Raw genomic sequence first — 24,518 nt, 5'->3', positions numbered from 1 at the left:
AAATGACTACAAACTATTTAGTTATTGGTTCTGGGATTGCAGGTTTAACGTTTTCGGTTAAAATTGCCGAAAAATTTCCAGATAGAACCGTAACTATAATCACGAAGTCTAACGAAGAAGAATCTAACACCAAATACGCACAAGGTGGTGTAGCTGTGGTATTAAATTCTGAAAAGGACTCGTTTAAGAAACACATCCAAGACACTCTAAATGCTGGCGACGGACTTTGTGACCCTACTATAGTAGAAATGGTTGTAAAGGAAGGCCCAAAACGCTTGGAAGAACTGATAACTTGGGGCGCTAATTTTGATTTTGATACCAGCGGAAATTTAGATTTAGGCAAAGAAGGTGGCCACTCAGAAAATCGTGTGGTACACCATAAAGATATTACAGGATTTGAAATTGAGCGGGCCTTATTAACTAAGGCACATCAATTGGAAAACATTCGTATTTTACCCCATCATTTCGCTATAGATTTAATTACAAATCACCACTTAACAGAGGTGAAACCAAAAATTGATGCCTGCTATGGGGCTTATGTTTTAGACCAAAAAACCGAAACCATTTTAACCATAAAAGCACAGCATACCGTTTTGGCTTCAGGTGGTATTGGTTGGGTTTACGGGCATACAACAAACCCAGTAATTGCTACTGGCGATGGCATTGCAATGGCTTACAGAGCTAAGGCAAAAATAGCCGATATGGAGTTTGTGCAGTTTCACCCAACAGCCATGTACAATGCGCTGGGCAATCAATCTTCATTTTTAATATCGGAAGCGGTTAGAGGCTTTGGCGCCTATTTACGAAATAAAGCAGGCGAACGCTTTATGCCCAAATACAGTGAAAAAGCAGAATTGGCTTCCCGAGATATCGTATCGCAAAGTATAGATAGTGAATTAAAAAAAACGGGAGATACGCATGTGTTTTTAGATTGCACCCATTTGGATATAACAGCGTTTAAAAAGCACTTTCCCAACATTTATAATAAGTGCAAATCACATAATATTAGCATAGAAACCGATTGGATTCCAGTGGTGCCAGCCGCGCATTATTTGTGTGGTGGTATTCATGTGGATAAAAACGGAAAAACCTCTATACCCCATCTATTTGCTTGCGGCGAATGTGCAAGAACAGGATTGCATGGTGCGAACCGCTTGGCTTCAAATTCTTTATTAGAAGCTTTAGTTTATGCTCATAATATTTTTAAATATTTAAGTGAAGATCGCTCTCAAACTTTAAATTTGAATATTCCCGTTTGGAATGATGCAGGTACCATGACCCCTAAAGAGCATATTTTAATTCAACACAACCTGCAACAATTACAAGCTTTAATGCGCAATTATGTGGGTATTGTTAGAAGCAACGACAGGTTAACAAAAGCCATAAAGCACCTGGATTTAATTTATAACGAGGTGGAAGATTTTTATAAAACATCAAAACTATCGACCCCACTTTGCGAATTGCGCAATATGATAAATGTGGCGCATTTAATTATCAATCAGTCTTTGAGTAGAAAAGAAAATAAGGGTGGTTATTTTAATGTGGATAATGTTGTTAATTAAGTAATCTGTTTGGAATATTTTGGCTTGATTTTTTTATAATCCTGTTTAAAACCTCTAAGTTTGATTTTTATAGTTTCCCAAAAAGCTGTAAAAGTATTTTACTACATGCTGAAAAGATTCGTTATTTGAGTATAATTCATTAAATCAAAGATTAGAGCTAAATCCAATGATGAAATTTCATTAGAGGAAATAACTAAAGAAGTTGAGCAAGCGAGAAAATCACGATATGAAAAATAAGAAAATAATCCGCGATACAAATCTTTGGATTAGCTTTCTAATTACAAAAAAATTCAGTGAAATTAACTAACTAACTAAAAGCAAGAGCTTTATATTAATTTTTTTCTAGCGAATTACTCGAAGAATCTATGGATGTTGTAAGTGGTCCAAAATTTAAAAAGTACTTCTCGAAAAAAGATATTGAGAAAATCCTTAAGCACCTTGGCCAATTTGGAGAATTAATAGAAGTTAAATCTGATATTAAGATTTGTCGAGATGAAAAAGACAACTTTTTACTTAACTATCTGTAGCTTCCAAAGCTGAATATTTAATTACTGAAGATAAGGACTTATTGATACTTGAAAAAATCGAGAACAACAAGATTTTAATTTTTTCAGAAAGTATTGAGCGTATTGAATAAATGTAACTCCTACAAGAAGTCCTGTAATTAACCCAGCAGATAGGTTTGCTAATTTAGTACTTTAATCATGCAACCAATCATACAAGCACATTATAAGTCATACTCAAATAAAGTACCGATATTATATTAATAACTCAATTTTATTCATATTTTAATCAAAAGTCATACCTCTCAAAAAATAAAAATGAATAACTAAAATAATTTAAAGGTTGTTATTTGTTTTTTAAAGACTTTTATAAAAATGATAGCATCAAATCAATGGGTAACCTACATGTGGATTTTATTGGCAGTTTACGCTGTAGTCATTTTATATTTTGTTGTGCGTGGCGCTCGCAAAAACACGAGTATAAAAGATTATGCCGTTGGTAATCTTGGCTTTCCTGCTTGGGTAGTAGGTTTGTCTTTAGCGGCGTCTATGACTAGTGCTGCGACATTTATTATTAACCCAGGGTTTATAGCACTTTACGGACTTTCTGGCGTGATTTCTTTTGCTGTTGTGTTGCCCATTGCTGCTTTTATTTCCCTTATTGTTTTTACAAAAGGCTTTGTTAAACAAGGAAATGCGGTAAAAGCAACAACCATGGCGCAATGGATAGGAAAACGTTACAAAAGTAAAACTTACGCGTTTTTCTTTGGTATTATAGCGCTATTACTCATTACATTTATAGTGCTTATTAATGTCGGGCTCACACAAGTAATATCCAAATCCCTTAACGCCGATCCTTTTTATGTGCTTATGGCAATTACCATATTTGTATTCGGATATATGATGTTTGGAGGCGCTAACTCGATGGTGTATACCAACACCATTCAAGCTATAATTATGTGTGTCGTGGCTCTTATTTTAATTGGCTCAGGTTACCATTATTTTTCTGAAGGAATAACTGGTTTTATAGATAAATTAAACGCCATAGATCCTAATTTAACCAAACCAACAAACGCCTCTAGTTTTTTGTTTCGCGATTATTTTGAAATTATTGTGGCTCAAGTAGTCATTGGAGTAGCTATCGTTTGCCAACCACACATTATTACAAAATCTTTACTATTAAAAGACCCTAGCAAGATAAACACCTACTTATTTAGTGGTATCTCGTTTATGATTATTTTCTTTTTAGTGGTGGTAGTGGGTTTGTATGCCCGAATTAGTTTTCCAGATTTTATGGTTAACGACGAAAAACTAAGAATGGACGAAATAATACCAACCTATGTGGTCACTAAATTTTCTGTTGGTATTGGATTGGTTATTGTAGTGGGTTTAATCTCTGCTGGGCTTTCTACTTTAGAGAGTTTAATACAATCGCTATCCATTACCATTACATCAGATATTATTAACCCCTTATTTAAAAATAAATATAACAAAAACACAATTGCCATTAATAAAGGCGTGATAATTGTGTTGGGGCTGATAAGCTTTTTGCTCAGCTGGCAGCAAATTCAAAACCCCAACGTTAGCGTTGCCATATTTGCTCAAAATGGCGTATACGCCTACTTTGCAGCCGCTTTTGTGCCCGTTCTTTTTGGCACCTTCCTAAAAAATGTGTCAACACGATCGGTTTTTATAGCCAGCATCACGGCCATTGTGGTACATTTTGGGGTTTATTACGGCCGGATAACACCTTATATGCAAGAGCCCGTAAACAATCCTGGGGTTTCGGCTGCTATTGGTATTGTTTGTTCTGTGCTAGTTGGTTATATATTTTATAAATTAGATGCTAAAAATAAAACGTGGGTACACTAGATTGGATAGCGAAATGGGCAGATTATACGCCAGACAAAATTGCTATTACCTCGTATGACACCAATACGAGTTATACCTACAGCAATCTACACCACTATGCCAATCGTTTAATACAAAAATTTAAAACCTTAGATTTACAAGAAGGCGATAGAATAGCCGTTTTATCAGAACACCGTTTAGAATATATCGTGCTTTTTGTAGTCTGCCAACGTATGGGGATTATTATGGTCCCATTAAACTATCGTTTATCTGTAAACGAAACTTCTAAACTTATTTTAGATTGTACACCAAGTTTACTTGTATACAGTACAACGCATGAAGCCAAAGTTAAATTGCTACCCCATACTAATTTTAAAAAAATCACTTTTAAAACTCTAAAACACCATTATAACAACGCTCAAGAATCAGCAGTGAAAACCTTTCAGATAAAAGCAAATAACCCCTTATTTATTTTCTATACCTCTGGAACTACGGGCAAGCCAAAAGGGGTGATTTACACCAATAAGATGCTGTTCTGGAATAGCCTAAACACCTCTATGCAACTAGGCATAACCTTTAGAGATTCTACCATAAATACCCTACCGCCTTACCATACATCTGGTTGGAATATTTTTGTAACTCCTCTGTTGCACAAAGGTGCACACATTGGTTTGTTAGAAAAATTTGATGCCGAAAAAATACTGTGTTTATTAGAACTTAACAGAACCACATTATTTATGGCTTTACCTACCATGCTCCTCATGATGCAAAAAACAGCTGTTTTTAAAGCCGTAAACCTAAAAAAATTGCGCTATATTATTTCTGGGGGCGAAAAAGTACCACAAGAATTGGTGTCGTTTTGGAAAAGTAAAAAAAATATTTATATCCGCCCAGGTTACGGTTTAACCGAAGCAGGACCAAGCATCACCTCACTGCATCATAAAATGGCTCAATTAAAACCCAACTCGATTGGTAAACCTAATTTTTATTTAGAAACTAAAATTGTAAACCAAAAAGGCGTTCGTGTGAAACCAAATGAGGTAGGCGAATTATGTATAAAAGGCCCTATTGTAACCCCTGGTTACTGGAACAACTCGGTTAAAACAAACGAAAAAATTAAAAAGGGCTGGCTGTTTACGGGCGATTATGTAACTCGCGATGGCGATGGTTTTTTATATATGAAAGGACGAAAAGACGATATGTACATTTCGGGGGGCGAGAACATTTATCCGCAAGAAATAGAAACACAATTAGAAGCCCTAAAAGGTATTAAAAAAGCCGTCGTGTTAAGCACCACACATAACACTTGGGGACAATGCGGCATAGCCTTTGTAACCAGTTCTAAAAAAGACATGTCGGTAGCAAAAATACGTGCGTTTTTAAAAACAAACTTAGCGCCTTATAAACACCCCAAATATATTTTTATTTTAGATAAGATTCCTTTAACATCTTTAGGTAAAGTGTCTAGAAAACAACTTTACAATTACTTTAATTCTATAACATCTGAACAATGAAACGATTAGCATTTCTGTGTATCCTCATATTAACCAACACGACTCTATTCTCGCAAAATCCAGAAAAACTTATGAAAGACATACTTTCTCCTTACCATTTTAAGAACCATACCGCCATAATTGATAGCTTAGAAATAAGTTATATTAAAGAAGGTTCTGGTAAAACAACCTTACTGTTTGTACACGGTTTAAGCAGTAATGCCGATGCCTGGTACAAAAACATCGAAACCTTAAAACAAACCTATACCTGCATTGCTTTAGACCTCCCTGGCTACGGGAAATCGTCTAAGCCCAAAGCAGATTACACCCCCTCTTATTTTGCCGATCATCTAAATAAATTTATTGAGAAATTAGATTTAAACCAAGTTGTCCTTGTAGGACATTCTATGGGCGGACAAGCTAGTGTAAAGCTGGCCGTAAATTATCCAGAAGCCATAGAAAAACTAATTCTTGTGGCCCCTGCGGGTCTCGAACAGTTTTCTGAGATTAATGCAGGTATTTTAAAGGGCTTTTTTACCCCAGAAGTGATAAAAAATACCACAGACCAGCAGATAGAAAAAAACTATGCCCTTAATTTTTATGTACAGCCAAAAGAAGCTTTTAAGATGATTAACGATAGAAAACAAATTACCTTAGCCTCAGATTTTAATGCCCATTGCCAAGCCATTGTAAAGAGTATTTCTGGAATGCTAGACGATCCTGTAAATGAGGATTTAAGTAAAATAACACAACCCACGCTCGTCATTTTCGGGGATAAAGATATGTTAATACCTAATCGTTACCTTAATCCTGGTTTAACCGTTAAAAGTGTGGCTAATAGCACTTCAGGAAAAATAAAACAGGTAAAACTTGCCTTTGTTGAAGATGCAGGTCATTTTGTTCAATTTGAAAAACCTCTTGAAGTAAACCAATTAATTCAGCAATTTGTTGATTTTAAACAATGAAAACCAAGCTTAAAAAATTTACCGAATTTAGTAAAACTATATTACCAAACGAGGCCAAATATCTAAAAGACAGCTACCGATTTACCGATCCTGAAAAACTCCAAATCGTGGAATTGTTAATTGCTAATGCACTGTCTCAAAACAGGTTTCAGGACTTCGACACATCCATCAACAAACGCAAATATTCTTATATTAAAGACTGGGTTGAAAACAAATTAACTAAGCTTGATGTCGATAATACAATTAATTGGTTGATGTCGTTAACAAAAAAGATTCTTACCGATGCCATTACTTCCCATGAAGAAAAAGAGTTCCTAAACTATATTCAAGATTATAAAAATCCAGACTTCAGTTTTCAGGTTTTGTTTGAACTGGCTAAAGAATACAAACCTTATCTCTTAGTGAGAATGCGTTATAAGGACCATCAAATCATAGCCGATTTTTTAGAAACTTATAAACAAGATTATGCCCAAGCTATAACCATTAAGGAGAAACTCTATCGAGCAACTACAGAAATTACAAACCAATACACACTCCATAACAACGAAACCAAACATTTAGAAAATTGGTTGCTTGAAGTGTTTAACAATAAAAATATTGATGGTAAAAACAGATACCAAGCCTTTGTTTTAGTAGCTTTTATGTATACCAATTACAACGAGCATGATAAGTTAAAAGTGGTTTTTGATCAAATTGACGATTACTTTAGTCAAGGCGAAATGTACTCCAGACGTTTGCTCTCTAACTATTATGCCAGCCGGGTATTGTTGCATTCCAAACAAGATGAGCTTAAAGAAGCCGAGTACTATGGCTATTTATCGATTAGGCAATACAATAACGATGTTTTAATGTATTTAAATAATTTGGTAGCTATTTTATTACGAAATAACAAACCAGAAAAAGCCTATAAACTCCTAGAAGACTATCAAGATTTATACGTCGAGACACATAATTACCATCAAAAAATTGGCTACTGTTCATACCAAATACGTGTGTTATCCGAACTTAAAAAAAATACCCTTGCTGAAAATACAGCAAAAACATTTTTGCGAAAATATAAAAAGGAGGTGTTTAAACACCGATGGCATCATTTTTTTACGTCTTTTATTAACGTCTTAATTATTGAAGAAAAATACAACGAAGTTTTAAAGCTTTCAGCAAAATATAATTTGACTGAAAAAGAGATTGAACGACAAAAACAAAGTAATTATGTACCTAATATCTCTTGGAGCATATCGCTTTCCAGATATATGGAAGGCAAGATAAATACCTCACGCTTATTAGATGAGATAAAAGCACCTCTAATAGGTATTGAGCCCACAAAAAATCAAAAACAACTCATGATTCGGGTTATCGATACCCTTTCCAATAATTTACCAGAGGCCTTTTTAAAACTAAAGTCACACATCAATTAAAATCGCTTTATAGTACTATAAATAAAGTAAAACTATTTATTGCTCTTTAAAAATTACAATTAAAGTCATACTTCGTATTAAGATTTTTTTTAAGCACTGCTTTCCTTTTTCATAATAGATTGCCATATAAATTGAACTTAAATCCTATTTGTGTCATGAAAAAATTATGCTCTTTATTTATATTATTTAGTTCTCTGGTTGTAAGTGCTCAAACCACTGGAAGTATTCAGGGAAAAATTACAGATACATCGGGCCTGCCCCTCGTTGGAGCCACAGTATATATCCAAAATTTAGACCAAGGAAGCGTTACCGATTACGACGGAAATTTTAGTCTTGATAACCTTGAAGAAGGCACCTACAATGTGTCTGTATCTTTTATTGGTTACGGCACTTTAAATAAAAGTGTTTCTGTAACTTCTGGGAGCGTAACGCAATTAAATGCCCAGTTAAGCGAGTCTAATAGCATTTTAGATGAGGTAATTTTAACGGCAAGCAAAACCCCACAAAAAATCACCGATGTACCCGCCACGGTAAATGTCATTTCGGCAAGAGATATTGAGGAATTCCCAAGCTTTAATATAGGAGAACTGGCGGCTAGACAAAAAGGTGTCGATTTTGTAAGAAGCGGTGTTTTGGGCACAGGAATAAATATTAGAGGTTTTAACTCGGCTTTTAATTCTAAAAACTTACAAGTTACCGACGACAGGTTGTCAACCTTAATCGCTACAGGATTACCAATGGGTTCTTTCTCTACGGTTACAAAAGATGATATTTCGCGTGTTGAAATATTACTAGGGCCAAATGGCACACTCTATGGTCCAAACGCACATAATGGTCTGGTAAGCACCATTACTAAAAACCCAAGACAATCTGAAGGTACAACTTTTGCCATAGGTGCGGGAAACCAAAATGTGCTCACGGCTAGGCTGAGACATGCCCAAGTAATAAACGATAAATTCGCCTATAAATTTCATTTTGAAAGGTCTCAAGGTACAGAATTTAACTACACCGATAGCGTATATGTGGGAACCACAGCTTATAAAGAATTAGATTTAGATCGCGATTTCGATTCTCAAAAATATGGAGCGTCATTATACTTTAAGCCAAGTGATGATTCTGAGATTATTGGATATTACGGCCATAGTAACAACAACAATTTAGGGGTTACCAATGCCGGTAGAAACCAAATAAAAGATTGGAGTATTGACGTGGCGCAATTAAAATTTGTGTCGAAAAACTTTTTTGCTAACACCTATTACACCTGGAGTAAAACAGAAGACACCTATGCCATTAATCAACGCACACAAAATTATGTGTCGTTTATAAATAATGGTTTTTCTGAGGCAGAAGCACGCGAGCGTTCGTTTACAGAACAATGGTTCCCTACTGGCCCAGGAACTGGATTAGTACTTCCACGTGGTGCCCTTTTTAAAGATGCCTCAAAACGTTTTAATGCAGAGGCCCAGTACAATAATAATTGGAGCCGGTTTTATTTAACTCTAGGCGCACAATACCAGTTGGATATGGCAGACTCTAAAGGCACTTATCTTTTAGATGAAGGAGGTATCGACTTAGATCAGACCGGAGTTTACACGCAATTAGAGTATAAGTTAGATTCTGGATTAAATTTCTTGTTAGGTGGACGTATTGATAATCATGAATTATACGGCACTAATTTTATTCCAAAAGTAGCGGTAACCAAAAAAATAAATAAGGGTACTTTTAGAATTACTTATGGTAAAGGTATTGCGGTACCTTCTATTTTGAATCTTAAAGGCAACCTGTTTGGTGGTTTAGTTTTAGGTAATGGCGAAGGGTTTACATTAACAGATGGCACCAAAATCGCGAAATTAGATGTAGAAACCATTAACTCTTACGAAATAGGATTTAAAGGCCAGTTATCTGATAAATTATTTATCGACACCAATGCGTATTATAACCAATCTGATAATTTTATTAGTCCCTTAGTAAATATTGCCGATGCAGCCAACGGCAATTTTGTAACCCAGATAGGCGACCAAGCTTTAGCAGATGTAATTCCAGGTTCTACTGGAGCATTTGTGTTAACGTATTTAAACTTTGGTAGCGTAGATACTTATGGTTTTGATTTGGGCTTAAACTATTATTTTTCTGATAGCTTTAGAGCCACTGTTAACTACTCGTATTTTGATCGTGATTTAGATAAAAATGATCTTGCAAACGATGGAAATTTAGATGGTCAAGTTCTAGAAAGCGAATTACCCATTAACACCCCAAACCATAAATTTAGTTTAGGTTTTCACTACAACAAAGGGAAGTTTTACAGTGCTATTTACGGAAGATATGTTCAGAAATACGATTTCTTCTCCGGTATAAACGTGGCAGCCAAAACACAAGATTTAGATGGCGATGGGGTTAATGAAATTGTTGAAAATGCTCAAAATGGCAGAACTTGGAATTACGGTCAACTTGGCGGTTTCACGGTCGATGCCAATGCGGGCTATAACTTTAATGACAACTTATCCTTAGGCCTTAGCATTACCAATTTATTTAATGCCGAAATTAGAGAGTTTGTGGCCTCGCCAGTTATAGAAACCTTAATTTCTTTAGAGTTAAAATACAATATCAATTTTTTTGAAAACAAATAAACAATATTGTTAGAAAGCATCTTTGGTATGTTAAAAATACAAGTAAATAAGGGCATAACACTTGACTATGAAGACCACGGCAAAGGAAACGTACTTGTATTCCTTCATGGTTTAGGGTCCACCAAAAAAGATTGGGACGCTCAAGTCCCGTTCTTTTCTAAAACACATCGCGTAATTACATTAGATTTAAGAGGTCATGGCGATTCTACAAAGCCAAAAGACGCTTATGGTGTAGAACTAATGACAGAAGATGTAAAACAGTTTTTAGATCATCTAGATATTAAAAAAGCCACGGTTATTGGTTTTTCAATGGGCGGTGCCGTAGCTTTCCAAATGGCTGTAAGTTATCCTGAATATGTAGATAATTTGGTAATTGTAAATAGTGGTCCAGATTTTAATAATATGGGCAAAATAGGTGAAGACCTTTTAAACAATAGAATTGAATTTTTAGAAACTAAAGGTCTAGCCCCCTTGGCCAAAGAGATCGCTTTTAATATGTTTCCAGAAGACCATCAAAAGGATTTAAGAAACGAATTTGAAGCACGCTGTAAAAACAACGATTATAAGGCCTATTACCAATCTTTTTTCACTTTAATGCATTGGGGCTTGGGCGAAAAAATACATGATATCACAGCAAGAACCTTGGTTGTGGCTTCAGATATGGATTATACACCAGTGGCTTTTAAAGAAGACTATGTAAACAGACTACAACAAGCTACATTGGTTGTTATAAAAAACTCAAGACATGGCGTGGTTATAGACCAACCAGATGCTTTTAATTTTGAACTTAATAAATTTTTAAAACATGAATAAAAGCGTTTTAATAACAGGAAGCACCAGTGGTATTGGCTTAGGAATCGCAAAACGTTTTGCTAAAGCAGGCTATAATATAATGTTTCATGGTTTAGAAAAAGATGGAGCACACATAGCAAAACAAGTCGGTGAAAAGTATGATGTGAAAGTCGCTTTTTCTAGTGCTAATTTATTGAAATCTGAAGCGATTGAAGATTTAATTAAGCAGACCATTACAAGCTTTGGAGCCTTACACGTTTTAATAAATAATGCAGGAATACAATACGTATCGCCCATTGAAGCATTTCCAAATAATAAATACGAAAATATTATCGCCATAAACATGAATGCCGTTTTCTACGCTTCAAAAGCGGCTTGGAACCAGATGAAAAAGCAGAATTTTGGAAGGATTATCAATGTGTCATCTGTGCATGGATTAAGAGCATCCGAATTTAAATCGGCTTACGTCACCGCAAAACACGGTGTTATTGGTATGACGAAAGTGCTAGCTCTGGAAGGCGCAGCTTTTAATATTACCTGCAATGCGATTTGCCCAGGTTATGTTAAAACCCCTTTGGTAGAAGGCCAAATAAAAGACCAGGCCAAAGCACATAATATGACTGAAGACGAGGTGATAGAAAAAGTAATGCTCAAAAAACAAGCGGTAAAACAATTTGTGCCATTAGACGCTATTGCAGATATGGCCGTATTATTAGCAAAAGATAGCGCTACTACCATAACAGGATCTTCTTTTGTTTTAGATGGTGGCTGGAGTGCGCAATAACTGGTTCTTTATTTATAAATCTTCGGCATCAGAAAACAAGAATTAGTCCTTCCATTTCTGATGCTGTTTTTATGATTGTATTTTTAATAAGACCGATACATTACAACTACTTCAGTAATGATACGTCTAAATCAAACGCAAAAACTATAATTATTAAGTGGTTTACCTCTAAACCACGCTGTTGTATTTTTGTTTAAATGTTATTATGCAACTCTTGGTTTTTAAGTTTTATAAGACGCTCAAATCAATAAATTTAAAAAAATTGTGTTATTCTTCAATAGCAATCTACGCCTCGTTTTAAAGGTTTTACTGTAGGGCTTTTAAATAATTCTTTCAACGACGGGGGTGGGTGAAATATGATTTGGCTTGTTCTATCCATAAAGTACCAAAACGTATTTAATATGAATTCACGCAACTATTTTAGAATCACAATTACAATATTATTGGTTATAGCAATACTATCAATGGCTTTTAAGTTCGAGACCATAAACGATCATTTCGATGATTTTTATGCTCAAAAAGTTTATAAAGTTAATTACCTATATTTCTTTAAAACCCATGAAGGAAAAACAAAAGTAAAGACTTTTTTACCCCAGAATAATAATCGCCAGAGAATTAGTGCCGAAACCATTGAGACTAGCAACGGTTTGCAATTTCAAAAAACAAATCGAGATAATAATTTGCTTGGGGTTTGGACGAGCAACAAAGCAGACCATTATGAAAACATTAGCTACCAATTTATCTTCGAGGGTAAATCAAAAACATTAGACCTTCCCGATAATTTTAAGCGTCCTTCAGCCTTATATAACCACCAATTAAAGCCCAGTGAATATATTCAAGTTAACGACTCCATAATCGATAGTGTCGCAACCCGATTAACAGCTAATTTAAAAACAGATAAACAAAAAATAAGGGCTATTTTTAATTATGTGTATGAAATCCCTGCAGCACCCATTATTACACTTACCGATGCGGTAACAACAATACACCAAAATCGCGCCTCTTGTAATGGTAAAAGCCGTTTATTAACTGCTTTAGCAAGAAACTTAGGCTATCCAGCACGTATAAAAGGAGGGATTATCCTCGAGAAAAGCAATAAGCGAACGTCTCATGTTTGGACTGAAATAAACATTGATGGGACATGGGTGCCTTTTGATGCCTTAAACCATCATTTTGGGTTTTTACCGGCAAATTATTTAGAACTGTATGAAGGTGATGAGTTTTTAATTACCCGTACAGCAAATATTGAGTTCGATTATACTTATGAAATCGAAGAAAGAAACAACATTCACTTCTTAAAAGCCAACGAAAGTTCTTTGAGCGAAATTATACCACGTTCGCTTTTGGGCCTATTGGAAAACCAAATTATTTCTAAAGATGCCATACTGCTTTTACTCATGCTTCCTGTTGGCGGGTTGTTAGTTGCCTTTTTAAGAAACGTGATTGGCTTAAAAACTTTTGGCGTCTTTCTGCCTGTACTTATAGCATTCTCTTTATTGGAAACCGGTTTTATTATAGGTATGCTTTTATTTATATTTCTAATATTATTTGTAGGGATTATAGCAAGACCATTTAACAAATTAGGTTTATTACACACACCAAAGTTGGTTATTTCACTGAGTTTGATGGTGTTGATAATGGTATTGGGCACCTACATAGGCATGAAAACCGACACGATGTGGTTAACATCCCTAACCTTATTCCCTACAATTATCTTAACCATTTCTGCAGAGCGCTTTTCAACATTAATTGTTGAAGATGGTTTTCAAAAAGCAACCAGCACTTTATTTCAAACCCTTATTGCAGTAAGCTTTTGCTATTTTCTACTGTCTAGCGAATGGTTAACGTCGTGCCTTATACTTTTCCCTGAGTTTTTATTGATAGTTGTTGTAATAGCCATGCTATTGGGAAGATACATTGGCTTGCGCCTTACAGAATTATTTCGATTTAAACCTTTATTAACTACAAAAACTGTTTAATCATGTTACAACGATTATTAAAAATAAGAAACCCTAAAGGCGTGATAGGCCTTAACAAACGAAACTTAGAACTAATCTATGCGCATAACAACCGTGAAGATTATCATTTAGCAGATGATAAGGTAAGGAGCAAAGAGATTTTACACGATAATGCAATATCTTGTGCAGAAACCTATGCCGTAATAGAAAGCATAAGAGACATGAAAACCATGTGGGAAAAATGTAAAAATTACCAAGCCCTTGCTATAAAACCATCCAACGGATTTGGCGGAGACGGTATAAAAATTCTTAAAAAAGATGAAGATGGCCATTGGGTTAGTAGTGGCGAAAAGATATCTGAAGACGACATATTTAGACATATTACAAGCATTATTTCGGGCATGTATTCTATGAGTACTACAGATACTTGCTTAATTGAAGAGTGTATTGTCCCGCACCCATTTTTCGCTGAAATTTATGGCGATGGGGTGCCAGATTTTAGAATCATCACCCTAAAAAACAAGCCGCTTATGGCTATGCTTCGAATGCCAACCTCAAAGTCTGATGGCAAGGCCAATCTTCATCAAAACGGTGTAGGCATTGGTGTTGATATGGGCAAAGGAACATTAACACAAGTGTTTGATGGCAAGCGTTATGCGCACCACCACCCCGATAACCCGACTGTAGTTTTTGGCAAAACCATTCCTTATTGGAAAGAGATTATGGATTTGGTGGTAGCCACTTCAAAAGCATTTCCTTTAAATTTTCTAGGGATTGATATTGTGATAGACCGCCAGAAAGGCCCTCAAATCATGGAAGTTAACGTACGTTCAGGATTAGGCATTCAATTGGTTAATCAATATGGATTGCAAAAAGCGATTGAAGATAATTTTGGAACCCAAAACCACTCAGCTTTATTTAATTAAAACATATTTAAGTACATAACAAATACTTGGTGAGCGCACATTAACACTTTGTTATTAACACTTTGTGTTTTACATGTTAGCGAACCTAACAGTTTCTAAAATCTCTTTATTATCGTGAGAATGCATAGCTGTTAGCACTCAAAATTATTATTTGTCATGTACTTAGAAGTCATATAGACCTATAAACTCGAAAGTCCATTGTTTTCACAGAAGCATAACTGCTTTTAAGGGCATGCTTTGCCGTTAAAATGTATAAAAAAACTGGAGTCGCATCATTATAAGATTTCTCGTCACACGTTTGAAAATCTGTTGAAAACACAAGATCCCTTAAAATTTAAAAAATGAAAAAAACAAAAATCACACTCTTAGCACTTTTATTTTCGGTAGTAATCACAGCGCAAGTTAAGCACAGTTTTGAGGCAGAAACTCAAACCGGTTATGAATACAATTATTTTAAAAGTCCGAATGAAGTGCACCAAAATGGAGAAATCTTTACAGCAGACGATTTGATTGCAAGCAGCCTATATCAATATCTTAAATTAGATTACGACTACAGGAAAAGATGGGGGAAACACAGATTTCGATTTTCTGCGCAACCCGAGGCTATTGTCTTTTATGAGAATACAGACGATAGCTATTGGAGTTTTTTAACCCATGGAAAATACGATTACAGATTTAACCGAAATACCAGATTATTAGCCGAAATATCTTTTAAACGGATGAATCGCGAAGGTCTTGATGGCGCCCAAGACGTTTTAATTAACCCTTTGGGATATACCAATTACGGGGCAAAAGCAGGAATGCGATTCGGCCTTCTAAAAAACAATAAAACTACCATTATGGCCTTATATAATTTTAGAAATTTTGATGCCTTCGGAATTCGAGATTTAGAATTTAAGGAAATGGGTGTACAGTTTAAAACCGAGCAAGCTTTTAGGGTAAATAGCCTTACACATAAATATGGGCTAACCGGATTTGTAAAAAAACGAAAGTACAAAACCTTTAATGCATCAGATGTGATACCTGAGGGCGAGCGTAATTGGGGTTATGTAAAAACAACCGCTTTTTACACCTATCCTATTGGTAAGCAATTGGAACTAAAGCCTAGTTTTATGTATTACGTGCGAACAGACCAAGATAAACGCTCTGGTTTTAAGCAATATGGACCAGAATTAGCGCTAAGATTTACTAATAAAAACACGAAAATAAGATCGGCTTTTAAATACATAACCAGAAACTATAACGAAATAGAAGCTAGAGATAACACTGGTCTTATTAATGAAAAAATACAATATAACTATGCCGATTTTGTATTAAACGCCGAACATGCGCTAAGCGATCACTTTTTTTTAACAACAACAGTGTATAGCCGCATTCGCCAAACAAATTATACCAGTGTAGCAGCGCGTTCTTTTAGAGGGTACCGTCATCAATATGCTGGTATTGGTATAAAATGGGAAATATAACAGAACTAGCTTTGTACATGACAAAAATTTCAAAATAAAAACACAAAACGCACATCTTCTTTATGATGAAGTTTGCACGTTATACCAATTTAACTTTGTAACATCTTGTAAATAAATTGAATTATTTTTTAATTAATTGAAATAAAAAATAAATAGCATAGCATCATTACGGTAATTATTTTTGATGAAAAGCAAGCAAAAAAGAAGCTATTTATTACGACTTTATATGGTTAAATTGGTTTAATTTATATAAAGAGAAGATAAAAGCAGAAACCCCGAAGGCTTGGCCATCGGGGAATTTTAAGATTAAACACAAAGCGCCTTATGTACGTAGGCGCTTTATATGGGAAAATTAATAGGTTATTTTCCTAGTAATAATAGCTCACTACAAACCACTTCTGTGATGTAGCGTTTATTTCCCTCTTTATCGTCGTAGCTGCGTGACGTTAATTTGCCTTCAATAGCAATTTCTTTGCCTTTGGTGACGTATTTTTCAACAATTTCGGCTGTTTTTCCCCAAACCACGATGTTATGCCATTGGGTATCAGTAATTTTCTCCCCTTTATTATTGGTATAACTTTCGTTGGTAGCCAAATTAAATTTTGCTAAGGTTTTTCCCGATTCAAGATTGATGATTTCTGGATCGTTTCCTAAGTTACCAATCAACTGTACTTTGTTTCTAAGTGTGCTCATAATTTCTAAATTTTATTGTTAAACAGTTAATACTATCGAGTTCTTATGGTTCGACAGGGCAAATATGCGACGGCATGCAAACGTTAATCGGTTGTTACCTATTTAATATCGTTTGTAAATGCTTGTAGTCGTTTGTAGTCGTTTGCAAATGAAAGACATCAAATAAAGGCAACAATATTAATGAAGTCTCTGCTGCACTAACAACTAGAGTTTAAGGTATGTTAGCATGTGAAGATGGCAGGCTCGAAGGAAGACAGATTAAAGAGGAGACGGTACAACATTAGCATTTTGATTTGTGGTTTTTAATCTCTATATTTCTGTTCGTTTTTTTATAAATATGCTTCCTCGAGTTCAACTTATTAAATTCCAATATCAAAAGCAGTATCAAATTGGTATTAAATATGACTATAATAGAACTTTAAAACTGATTGCCAAATCGTTCCCGTCATGTCGATGGAGTGATACCCATAAGACATGGTATGTTTCGTTTTCAGAAGAAAATATTCAACTTATTAAACAAAAGTATCAGAACCATGCCTTTGTGGACGAAACTGGTTTGTCTGCTAATAATATGGCCAAAGTCAAGAACACTTCGACTAAAGTAGAACGACAATTAAATGATTCGCAAAAAACTTTACTCAATAATTTTTACAAGTATTTACGTGGCAAACGCTACAGTAAAAGCACCATAAATATATATGTGTTTTTTATGGCAGATTTTGTAGAGTTTTATTCTGAAAAGCCAGTTGATACATTAAACAACAGGGATGTAGAAGTGTTTATTGAGTCTGTATTTATAAAACGTGGCTATAGTATAAGTTCGCAACGTCAATTTATAAGTGCCTTAAAAGCGTTTATATTGTTTGAGCCTTGTACACAAATTGAAGGTTTAGAACTGGTAAGACCTTATAAATCATTAAAGTTACCCGTTGTTTTAAGTCAGAAAGAAGTTATTGATCTCATTGCAGCAACAAAAAATTTAAAACATAGAGCTATTATTGTGATGCTGTATTCTTGCGGATTACGAATAAGTGAAGCTATGCATTTAACCGTTTCTGATATTGATATTGAGAGACGGCAAATTCATATTCAAAATAGTAAGGGTAGAAAAGATAGATATGTTGGTTTTGCAAAAAGTTTTTTGCCGTTACTCAAAAATTATTTAAACACCTACCAACCGAAGTATTATTTTATTGAAGGCACGAATGGGAAACCATACAGTCCGCAATCTGTGAGGCAATTTTTAAAGCGAAGTTGTAAAACAGCTGGTATTATAAAAAAAGTAACACCACATACCTTACGGCATAGCTATGCGACGCATTTATTAGAAAACGGTGTAGATATTCGTTACATACAAAGCTTATTAGGCCATTCCCGACCAGAAACAACGATGATTTATACGCATGTACGCAAATCGGACTTACTAGAAATAGAAAACCCATTAGATGTAGCAGTAAGAAATTTTAAATTACTTCGATAAAGACAACTAAAAAGTTGTGTTATCCTGTGAATTTAAGGTTTTAAAGTTTATTTTCGTTGTTATATAACTAGTTGTAGTGCATTGTGCTTAAAGTGGGTTACACCAACCGCAATTCTCGCCTTTATGAGATACAGTAATTGTATTTTCACTACCGCATACATCGCACAACGTACCCTTCGGCACAACAACACTGTATAACCGTAATTGCTCTTTAAAGGCTTCTATTTCAGTTTCGTTTTTAAGCAGTAATACTTTTGATTTTTTACCGCTTAAATCAGTCATTATTGTTACTTTGTTATCTACTATTTTGTCTGTGTTCATATCTAATTTTGTTTTTAATTTCACGCAACTACGGTTATACCTGTAGAGTTGGCGTTAATTAAAATGAGAACGGCACGAAATTTGAATTAAGAAAACCTTAACGTATTAAAAAATATAAAATGAAAACAAAATACTCTATTACTTTAATCTTGATTTTTTTATTGAGCATCAATTTAGTAAACGCCCAATTTCCTGGAAAAAGAAGCAAAGCAGATTTTACAGCTATAGATAGTGTGACTTACAAAGTTGGAGATATTATTACTTTTGGACAACCTATGAAAGGAGATAAATATGCTGCGATAACTTCATTTAAAAGAAAAACATTCTTAGATAATGTAAGTGATGTTACAGGAACATTAGCAGGTGAGAACATAAAATCTACAGAATTTAATTTAAGCCCTAAAGAATTAAGAAATAAGCAAGACGCAAGAATCAAGTTTTTCAAAATTTTAAAATCGAAAGATGGCATAGTTACGCAATACGCAATAGTTCCATACACGACCGAAATATATTTAGCAATTCCGATTAATATTGCTTTAAGTCTTGGCGAATTAAATTCAAAAAATCCAAACTACATTTCATCTGTAGAAATTGAAACTAAAGAACAAGATACTTATGTGAAAAGTTTTTCCCCTAATTTTGAAATAAAACTATTATCAGTTATTGGAAATAAAAATAATCAAACAGTTGAAATTGAATTACTTTTAAAACACAAAATTGTTCATCAAAAAGTATGTTTTAATTATGGGAAAAATGATGCTAAATTATATGACTTTGAGGGTAATGAGTACTTAGCAAAAGGAGTTGAAGTCGGAGCTATTAATAAAACAAGTGGATTTGGAAACTTTGCTTGTAATAAAATACCAACAAATGTACCAGTAAAAGGTAAAATAATATTTAAACAAGTCTTGTCAGACAAATCAAAAATGAGTTTTTCAACTATAAAAGTAGGGTTTAAAGCTGATGATGGTGGTTCTTATGAATATGGAACAATAGAATTAACAAATTTAAATGTTGATTGGAAATAACTAACGCCAACACCGTATAAAATTAATTGCTGGTTTTAGCCTATTTACGAAAGTCCTAGCGGACTTTCTATCTGTGATTTATTTGCTAACTTTATTGCTTAAAACACGCAACTAATCTTATACAACAACGTTGTAAGTAATGCGGAAATCGAGCTGAAATTGAACATTTGAACTAAAAAAGCCAACCGCATAGTCAAGCACATTTCATTTTTTTCGTGCCTCAAAAAATAAAAAGAGCTTGCCTTTTTCCAATGCTTACACACGTTCATAAGATTGTTAAAAAATTGAAAAATGAAAAATGGAATTTATCCTAAATTTTCGTTACTTTACAGATTAGTTATGGGCAAAAAATATTCAGACATAAAAGAGAAACTTCAAATCGTTGTAGATAAGAAAACTACTAACGACTTGGCACATTTGACACACTATTTTCAAAATCACAAAAATGGTGTTTCTAAATATTTTAGACCATCTGCAACTGAATATTTGAACGAACTGCACGAGGAACTGAATATAGCAGAAGAACCAAACTTTCAATATTATTTACCGATAAAATGGGATATTCCATTTCCACCAACAGAAAACCCAACATTCAAGTTTATTGACCTTTTTGCTGGAATTGGAGGAATAAGATTGGCTTATCAAAATAATGGCGGAAAGTGTGTATTCACAAGTGAATGGGACACTTATGCAAAAAAAACCTACGAAGCTAATTTTGGAGAAGTACCTTTTGGAGACATAACTCAAATTTCAGAAAAGGATATTCCTGACCACGATATTCTGTTAGGTGGTTTTCCTTGTCAACCATTTTCAATCGCAGGAGTTTCGAAGAAAAACTCGTTGGGAAGAAAACACGGTTTTTTGGATGAAACTCAAGGAACTTTATTTTTTGACATCGCAAGAATAATAAAACATAAAAAGCCAAAGGCTTTTATGCTTGAAAATGTAAAAAATCTCGTGTCTCACGACAAAAAGAAAACATTTAAAGTCATAATTAGTACTTTAGAAAAATTAGGCTACAACGTTCATTTCAAGATTCTAAATGGCAAACACTATGTTCCTCAAAATCGTGAACGAATTATAATTGTAGGATTCAAAAAGACAGTTTTTAAAAGTAAAGAAACGTTTGAGTTTCCAGACCCACAAGAATCAAACTTTGTTTTCAAAGATATTCTTGAACCTAAAGTTGACGACAAATATACTTTGTCTGATAAACTCTGGAATTATCTACAAGAACACGCACGAAAACATAAAGCTAAAGGAAATGGTTTTGGTTTTGGATTGACTGACTTAAATGGTATTTCAAGAACAATTAGTGCAAGATATTATAAAGATGGTTCAGAGGTTTTAATTCCACAAAAAGGAAAAAACCCAAGAAGATTAACACCAAGAGAATGTGCGAGACTTCAAGGATTTCCAGATAAATTTATAATTCCTGTCTCAAATAATCAAGCATATAAACAATTTGGCAATTCTGTTGTAACACCTTTAATACAAGCAGTTGCAAAAAATATTGTAAAAGAACTTTCAAAAATTAATGAATCTAACCAATCTAAAATCGCTGTTCATAAATAATGGATGTAAGAAGATTTATGTAAAAACTCTCGCACCAAATGACAACTCTAAAAATCAAGTTTATTTTGGTGGCAGTTTCGAAATTTTAAACATATTACCACTTTCGGAAATAGTTACCGAAGAAGCTGGAGATTGGAATAAAGAAAGATTTAAAGCTAAAATCAACTTTTCTTGGATTGATGACGAAGGTTCAGTTTTTCCAGCACCAAAAGCACAGCTTATCCTCTATCCAAAATATCCTGAAGTTAGATTTTCTGGATTTCTTGCAAGGTGTCAAAAAGCACCTTCGGAATTAATGACACAAAGATTAGCTGGTCGTCTACTTTTCTTTTCTGTTGCACAAAACGGAACAATTTTAGGCTATGTAACTTCGCCTGATTCAGAAATCACAAATGAATTTAATCAAACTGAATTTGATTCTGTTCACGGAGTTTTCTCTGTTATAGATTTACCGAAAGCTAAAAACAATCGAGCAGTTTTATTGAGCGAATTAAAACGTATTCACGAATTAGGTTGGATTAACTCAAAAAGGTTAGACAGCAATGGAAACATAATGGATTGTCGAGCACCAAATTGTGGAGGTTATACTTTGGAAGCAGAATTAGGAGTTACGCCAAATGGATATTCCGAACCTGATTTTATGGGTTGGGAAGTCAAACAGTTCGGAGTTGCTAATTTCAATAGAACCAAATCCAAAGCAATAACTCTAATGACACCTGAACCAACGGACGGATTATACAAAACCGAAGGAACAGAATATTTTGTCAGAACTTATGGTTACGAAGACAAAAGAGGAAGACCAGATAGATTGAATTTTGGTGGAGTTCACAAAGTTGGAGAAAAAAATCATCTAACAGATTTAACAATGCAATTAATCGGATTTGACGTTGAAAGCGGAAAAATACGCAATACGAATGGTAGAATTGCATTACTGGACGAAAAAGAGAATGAAACAGCTTCTTGGAGTTTTTCCTCAATGCTAACACATTGGAACAGAAAACATAATCAAGCTTGTTATGTACCTTCATTATCAGAAATTAAACCTGAAAGAAAGTACAGATATGGAAATGAAATAATTTTAGGAACAGGAACTGATTTCCAACTATTTCTTTCGCAAATGGCTCTTGGGAATATTTATTACGACCCAGGAATTAAATTGGAAAATATTTCTACCAAACCTAAAATTAAGAAACGAAGTCAGTTTAGAATAAAGTCTGGTTTTTTACCAAATTTATATAAACAGAATGAAATAATTGATATTGCGGAATAGCCAACGCTTAAAGCCATACACATTTGCAATTCGCTAAAGCCAACACTACACCAAAAATTGCAAAAGAGTATGTCTTGCCAACGCTCACATTTGAACTAAATAACAAACATCGGAAAACCAAGCTGAACGTAAAAAGCACTACTTACAACAACGTGTATAAAACATAGCTATTATAAGCTTTCCGAGAGGTTTTTGTATATTTACAAAGTACGCCAAATTTTTTATTTGGTTATATTTATAAAAGAAAATTAAACATAAAAATAAAAAATTCGGCTCGTGCTAAATCCGAAAAGTTAGCGTCTATTTATACGCTACGTTTCATACACAAGACCGTTGGCGGTAATTTAAAAAAACAATGTACCAAGAAATAAAACCATCAAAAGGAATTGATAATTTAATCGACTCATTTTGGGCTTTCTCGAATAATAAATCAAGTGAGAATTTCAAGGTACTTCCTGATACTTGTGTGGATTTGATTTTTGACCTTAACCAAAATAAGGGATTTCTCTCGGGAATTATGACAAATTACCAATATCGAGAATTAGCGACCGAATCGGATTTAATTGGAGTTCGTTTTAAATCCGAAAAGTTTGGTTTTCTATCTAAAATACCTCTTTACCAAACTAAAAACTTACGCCTTGAATTAGCAGAAATATTTCCAACGCAAAACCTGAAAGTATTAAACCAACTAACTGACATAGAAAAGCTAACGGATAAGATATCCTTTCTCGAAAACTTTGTAGCAACATCATTTAAACAAGACGTTGAAAGTCAAGACCAAATCATTTTAACAGTTGCAGAAAAAATAAGGACTTTACAGGGAATTGTAAATGTTGGAGATTTAGCAAAATTGCATCATATAAGTTTAAGGCAATTGGAAAGGCGTTTCAAAAGTTATATTGGTGTGACAGTCAAGGAATTTTCAAACATTGTACGTTTCAACAATACAAAGAATTCAATAGCAACTTTCACCAAAACAAGCCTTTTGGAAATAGCCTTCGATATGGGATTTTTTGACCATTCCCATATGACCTATGAATTTAAACGTATTTCAGGGGAAAATCCCAGCTTTTTTAGATAATGTCGTTTTTTTACAAAGCATTGTTTTGTTGGTCGAGTAACTTTGTGAGAAAATCAACGATATGAAATTTTGGCTATTATCAATTAGTTTAGTCTTACTAATTTCTTGCAAAAACAAAGATAACAGCACAGAAAAAAGTATTGTTAAACATCAACAATCTAAAACATTAGAAATGGACATTCAGTACGCATACACAATTCTCTACGTTCCAGACGTACCAAAAACAATAGAGTTTTACAAAAAAGCATTTGGATTTGAGCAAAAATTCTTGACACCGGAAAACGATTACGGAGAACTAATTTCGGGAACTACTACAATCGCATTTGCGAATATTGAACTTGGTAATTCTAACTTTAAAAAAGGATTTTCAGAGAGTAAATTAAGTGAAAAACCATTTGGAATCGAATTAGCATTTACGACCTCAGAAGTTGAGAAAGTAATGGAAAGTGCAATTAAAAGCGGAGCTGAACTATTGGAAGAAACGGTAACAAAACCTTGGAGACAAAAAGTTGGTTACCTGCGTGATTTGAACGGATTTATAATTGAGATTTGTACACCAATTCAAAGTGCGGAATAAAAACTACCGCCAACAATGTATAAAAATAATAGCGGTTTCGGTGCTTAATCGAAACCGTTTTTTTTATATTTAAGGTCTGTGTTTAATCCGAAACGTAGTGCTACAAATCCGCTACTATTCTTATACTAGACCGTTGCCACCAATTTGAACA

The 24,518-nt window shown here is 34.2% G+C and carries 20 protein-coding genes; 18 read left to right on the top strand and 2 right to left on the bottom strand.

Annotation, left to right across the window (positions count from 1 at the left end; all coding sequences use genetic code 11):
• The first annotated feature begins 2 nt into the window (after positions 1-2).
• From nadB to FEZ18_RS07410, 12 genes are all read left to right on the top strand, one after another.
• Positions 3-1,562 carry an L-aspartate oxidase gene (gene nadB / locus FEZ18_RS07465; RefSeq protein WP_153267740.1) on the top strand — a complete coding sequence of 520 codons (1,560 nt, stop codon included), beginning with the start codon at positions 3-5 and terminating at the stop codon, positions 1,560-1,562.
• Between the two features lie 365 nt (positions 1,563-1,927).
• A complete protein-coding gene (locus tag FEZ18_RS14675; RefSeq protein ID WP_228122667.1) occupies positions 1,928-2,089 on the top strand; it encodes a putative toxin-antitoxin system toxin component, PIN family in 162 nt (53 codons plus the stop codon).
• 351 nt (positions 2,090-2,440) lie between these two features.
• A complete protein-coding gene (locus FEZ18_RS07455; RefSeq protein WP_153267739.1) occupies positions 2,441-3,937 on the top strand; it encodes a sodium/pantothenate symporter in 1,497 nt (498 codons plus the stop codon).
• The gene (locus tag FEZ18_RS07450; protein WP_153267738.1) at positions 3,925-5,430 is read left to right on the top strand and encodes a class I adenylate-forming enzyme family protein; all 1,506 of its coding nucleotides are present in this window, start codon (positions 3,925-3,927) and stop codon (positions 5,428-5,430) included. Before FEZ18_RS07455 ends, FEZ18_RS07450 begins: the two co-directional genes overlap by 13 nt.
• Positions 5,427-6,374, top strand: coding sequence for an alpha/beta fold hydrolase (locus tag FEZ18_RS07445; RefSeq protein ID WP_153267737.1), 948 nt, complete (start codon positions 5,427-5,429; stop codon positions 6,372-6,374). The genes FEZ18_RS07450 and FEZ18_RS07445 overlap by 4 nt, the downstream gene beginning before the upstream one ends.
• A complete protein-coding gene (locus tag FEZ18_RS07440; RefSeq protein ID WP_153267736.1) occupies positions 6,371-7,789 on the top strand; it encodes a hypothetical protein in 1,419 nt (472 codons plus the stop codon). The genes FEZ18_RS07445 and FEZ18_RS07440 overlap by 4 nt, the downstream gene beginning before the upstream one ends.
• Before the next feature lie 155 nt (positions 7,790-7,944).
• Positions 7,945-10,416, top strand: coding sequence for a TonB-dependent receptor (locus FEZ18_RS07435; RefSeq protein ID WP_153267735.1), 2,472 nt, complete (start codon positions 7,945-7,947; stop codon positions 10,414-10,416).
• A gap of 27 nt (positions 10,417-10,443) precedes the next feature.
• Positions 10,444-11,229 carry an alpha/beta fold hydrolase gene (locus FEZ18_RS07430; protein ID WP_153267734.1) on the top strand — a complete coding sequence of 262 codons (786 nt, stop codon included), beginning with the start codon at positions 10,444-10,446 and terminating at the stop codon, positions 11,227-11,229.
• The gene (locus FEZ18_RS07425; RefSeq protein ID WP_153267733.1) at positions 11,222-11,992 is read left to right on the top strand and encodes a 3-hydroxybutyrate dehydrogenase; all 771 of its coding nucleotides are present in this window, start codon (positions 11,222-11,224) and stop codon (positions 11,990-11,992) included. Before FEZ18_RS07430 ends, FEZ18_RS07425 begins: the two co-directional genes overlap by 8 nt.
• Positions 11,993-12,393: 401 nt before the next feature.
• Entirely contained in the window at positions 12,394-13,971 is a 1,578-nt protein-coding gene (locus FEZ18_RS07420; protein WP_194269458.1) for a 7TM domain-containing protein, read from the top strand.
• Between the two features lie 2 nt (positions 13,972-13,973).
• Positions 13,974-14,876 carry a sugar-transfer associated ATP-grasp domain-containing protein gene (locus FEZ18_RS07415; RefSeq protein WP_153267731.1) on the top strand — a complete coding sequence of 301 codons (903 nt, stop codon included), beginning with the start codon at positions 13,974-13,976 and terminating at the stop codon, positions 14,874-14,876.
• A gap of 341 nt (positions 14,877-15,217) precedes the next feature.
• Positions 15,218-16,342 carry a hypothetical protein gene (locus FEZ18_RS07410; RefSeq protein WP_153267730.1) on the top strand — a complete coding sequence of 375 codons (1,125 nt, stop codon included), beginning with the start codon at positions 15,218-15,220 and terminating at the stop codon, positions 16,340-16,342.
• 360 nt (positions 16,343-16,702) lie between these two features.
• Here the strand turns inward: FEZ18_RS07410 and FEZ18_RS07405 are convergent, their stop codons facing one another.
• A complete protein-coding gene (locus FEZ18_RS07405; RefSeq protein ID WP_153267729.1) occupies positions 16,703-17,035 on the bottom strand; it encodes a single-stranded DNA-binding protein in 333 nt (110 codons plus the stop codon).
• A gap of 337 nt (positions 17,036-17,372) precedes the next feature.
• On the opposite strand from FEZ18_RS07405, the gene xerA reads away from it, so the two are divergent.
• Positions 17,373-18,515 (top strand): site-specific tyrosine recombinase/integron integrase, encoded by a 1,143-nt coding sequence (gene xerA, locus FEZ18_RS07400; RefSeq protein ID WP_228122665.1) that lies wholly within the window; start codon positions 17,373-17,375, stop codon positions 18,513-18,515.
• Between the two features lie 87 nt (positions 18,516-18,602).
• Here the strand turns inward: xerA and FEZ18_RS07395 are convergent, their stop codons facing one another.
• Positions 18,603-18,860, bottom strand: a complete 258-nt coding sequence (locus FEZ18_RS07395; RefSeq protein WP_153267728.1) for a hypothetical protein — start codon at positions 18,858-18,860, stop codon at positions 18,603-18,605.
• A 95-nt stretch (positions 18,861-18,955) separates the two neighbouring features.
• Here FEZ18_RS07395 and FEZ18_RS07390 point away from each other — a divergent pair, with 95 nt between their 5' ends.
• From FEZ18_RS07390 to FEZ18_RS07370, 5 genes are all read left to right on the top strand, one after another.
• The gene (locus FEZ18_RS07390) at positions 18,956-19,864 is read left to right on the top strand and encodes a hypothetical protein (protein WP_153267727.1); all 909 of its coding nucleotides are present in this window, start codon (positions 18,956-18,958) and stop codon (positions 19,862-19,864) included.
• Between the two features lie 291 nt (positions 19,865-20,155).
• The gene (gene dcm / locus FEZ18_RS07385; protein ID WP_228122663.1) at positions 20,156-21,439 is read left to right on the top strand and encodes a DNA (cytosine-5-)-methyltransferase; all 1,284 of its coding nucleotides are present in this window, start codon (positions 20,156-20,158) and stop codon (positions 21,437-21,439) included.
• The gene (locus FEZ18_RS07380) at positions 21,402-22,709 is read left to right on the top strand and encodes an MvaI/BcnI family restriction endonuclease (RefSeq protein WP_153267726.1); all 1,308 of its coding nucleotides are present in this window, start codon (positions 21,402-21,404) and stop codon (positions 22,707-22,709) included. The genes dcm and FEZ18_RS07380 overlap by 38 nt, the downstream gene beginning before the upstream one ends.
• 355 nt (positions 22,710-23,064) lie before the next feature.
• Positions 23,065-23,790, top strand: coding sequence for a helix-turn-helix domain-containing protein (locus FEZ18_RS07375; protein ID WP_153267725.1), 726 nt, complete (start codon positions 23,065-23,067; stop codon positions 23,788-23,790).
• A 61-nt stretch (positions 23,791-23,851) separates the two neighbouring features.
• Complete coding sequence (locus tag FEZ18_RS07370; protein ID WP_317164428.1) at positions 23,852-24,367, top strand: VOC family protein; 516 nt, start codon at positions 23,852-23,854, stop codon at positions 24,365-24,367.
• Positions 24,368-24,518 lie beyond the last annotated feature (151 nt).

The organism is Oceanihabitans sp. IOP_32, from assembly GCF_009498295.1.
Taxonomy (GTDB): domain Bacteria; phylum Bacteroidota; class Bacteroidia; order Flavobacteriales; family Flavobacteriaceae; genus Wocania; species Wocania indica.
This window is presented reverse-complemented; position numbering and strand designations above follow the sequence as displayed.

Excerpts from the sequence above, each read along its gene's own strand:
- nadB (WP_153267740.1), top strand. The coding sequence starts at position 3 with ATGACTACAAACTATTTAGTTATTGGTTCTGGGATTGCAGGTTTAACG.
- FEZ18_RS14675 (WP_228122667.1), top strand. The coding sequence starts at position 1,928 with ATGGATGTTGTAAGTGGTCCAAAATTTAAAAAGTACTTCTCGAAAAAA.
- FEZ18_RS07455 (WP_153267739.1), top strand. The coding sequence starts at position 2,441 with ATGATAGCATCAAATCAATGGGTAACCTACATGTGGATTTTATTGGCA.
- FEZ18_RS07445 (WP_153267737.1), top strand. The coding sequence starts at position 5,427 with ATGAAACGATTAGCATTTCTGTGTATCCTCATATTAACCAACACGACT.
- FEZ18_RS07440 (WP_153267736.1), top strand. The coding sequence starts at position 6,371 with ATGAAAACCAAGCTTAAAAAATTTACCGAATTTAGTAAAACTATATTA.
- FEZ18_RS07435 (WP_153267735.1), top strand. The coding sequence starts at position 7,945 with ATGAAAAAATTATGCTCTTTATTTATATTATTTAGTTCTCTGGTTGTA.
- FEZ18_RS07430 (WP_153267734.1), top strand. The coding sequence starts at position 10,444 with ATGTTAAAAATACAAGTAAATAAGGGCATAACACTTGACTATGAAGAC.
- FEZ18_RS07425 (WP_153267733.1), top strand. The coding sequence starts at position 11,222 with ATGAATAAAAGCGTTTTAATAACAGGAAGCACCAGTGGTATTGGCTTA.
- FEZ18_RS07420 (WP_194269458.1), top strand. The coding sequence starts at position 12,394 with ATGAATTCACGCAACTATTTTAGAATCACAATTACAATATTATTGGTT.
- FEZ18_RS07415 (WP_153267731.1), top strand. The coding sequence starts at position 13,974 with ATGTTACAACGATTATTAAAAATAAGAAACCCTAAAGGCGTGATAGGC.
- FEZ18_RS07410 (WP_153267730.1), top strand. The coding sequence starts at position 15,218 with ATGAAAAAAACAAAAATCACACTCTTAGCACTTTTATTTTCGGTAGTA.
- FEZ18_RS07405 (WP_153267729.1), bottom strand. The coding sequence starts at position 17,035 with ATGAGCACACTTAGAAACAAAGTACAGTTGATTGGTAACTTAGGAAAC.
- xerA (WP_228122665.1), top strand. The coding sequence starts at position 17,373 with ATGCTTCCTCGAGTTCAACTTATTAAATTCCAATATCAAAAGCAGTAT.
- FEZ18_RS07390 (WP_153267727.1), top strand. The coding sequence starts at position 18,956 with ATGAAAACAAAATACTCTATTACTTTAATCTTGATTTTTTTATTGAGC.
- dcm (WP_228122663.1), top strand. The coding sequence starts at position 20,156 with ATGAAAAATGGAATTTATCCTAAATTTTCGTTACTTTACAGATTAGTT.
- FEZ18_RS07380 (WP_153267726.1), top strand. The coding sequence starts at position 21,402 with ATGAATCTAACCAATCTAAAATCGCTGTTCATAAATAATGGATGTAAG.
- FEZ18_RS07375 (WP_153267725.1), top strand. The coding sequence starts at position 23,065 with ATGTACCAAGAAATAAAACCATCAAAAGGAATTGATAATTTAATCGAC.
- FEZ18_RS07370 (WP_317164428.1), top strand. The coding sequence starts at position 23,852 with ATGAAATTTTGGCTATTATCAATTAGTTTAGTCTTACTAATTTCTTGC.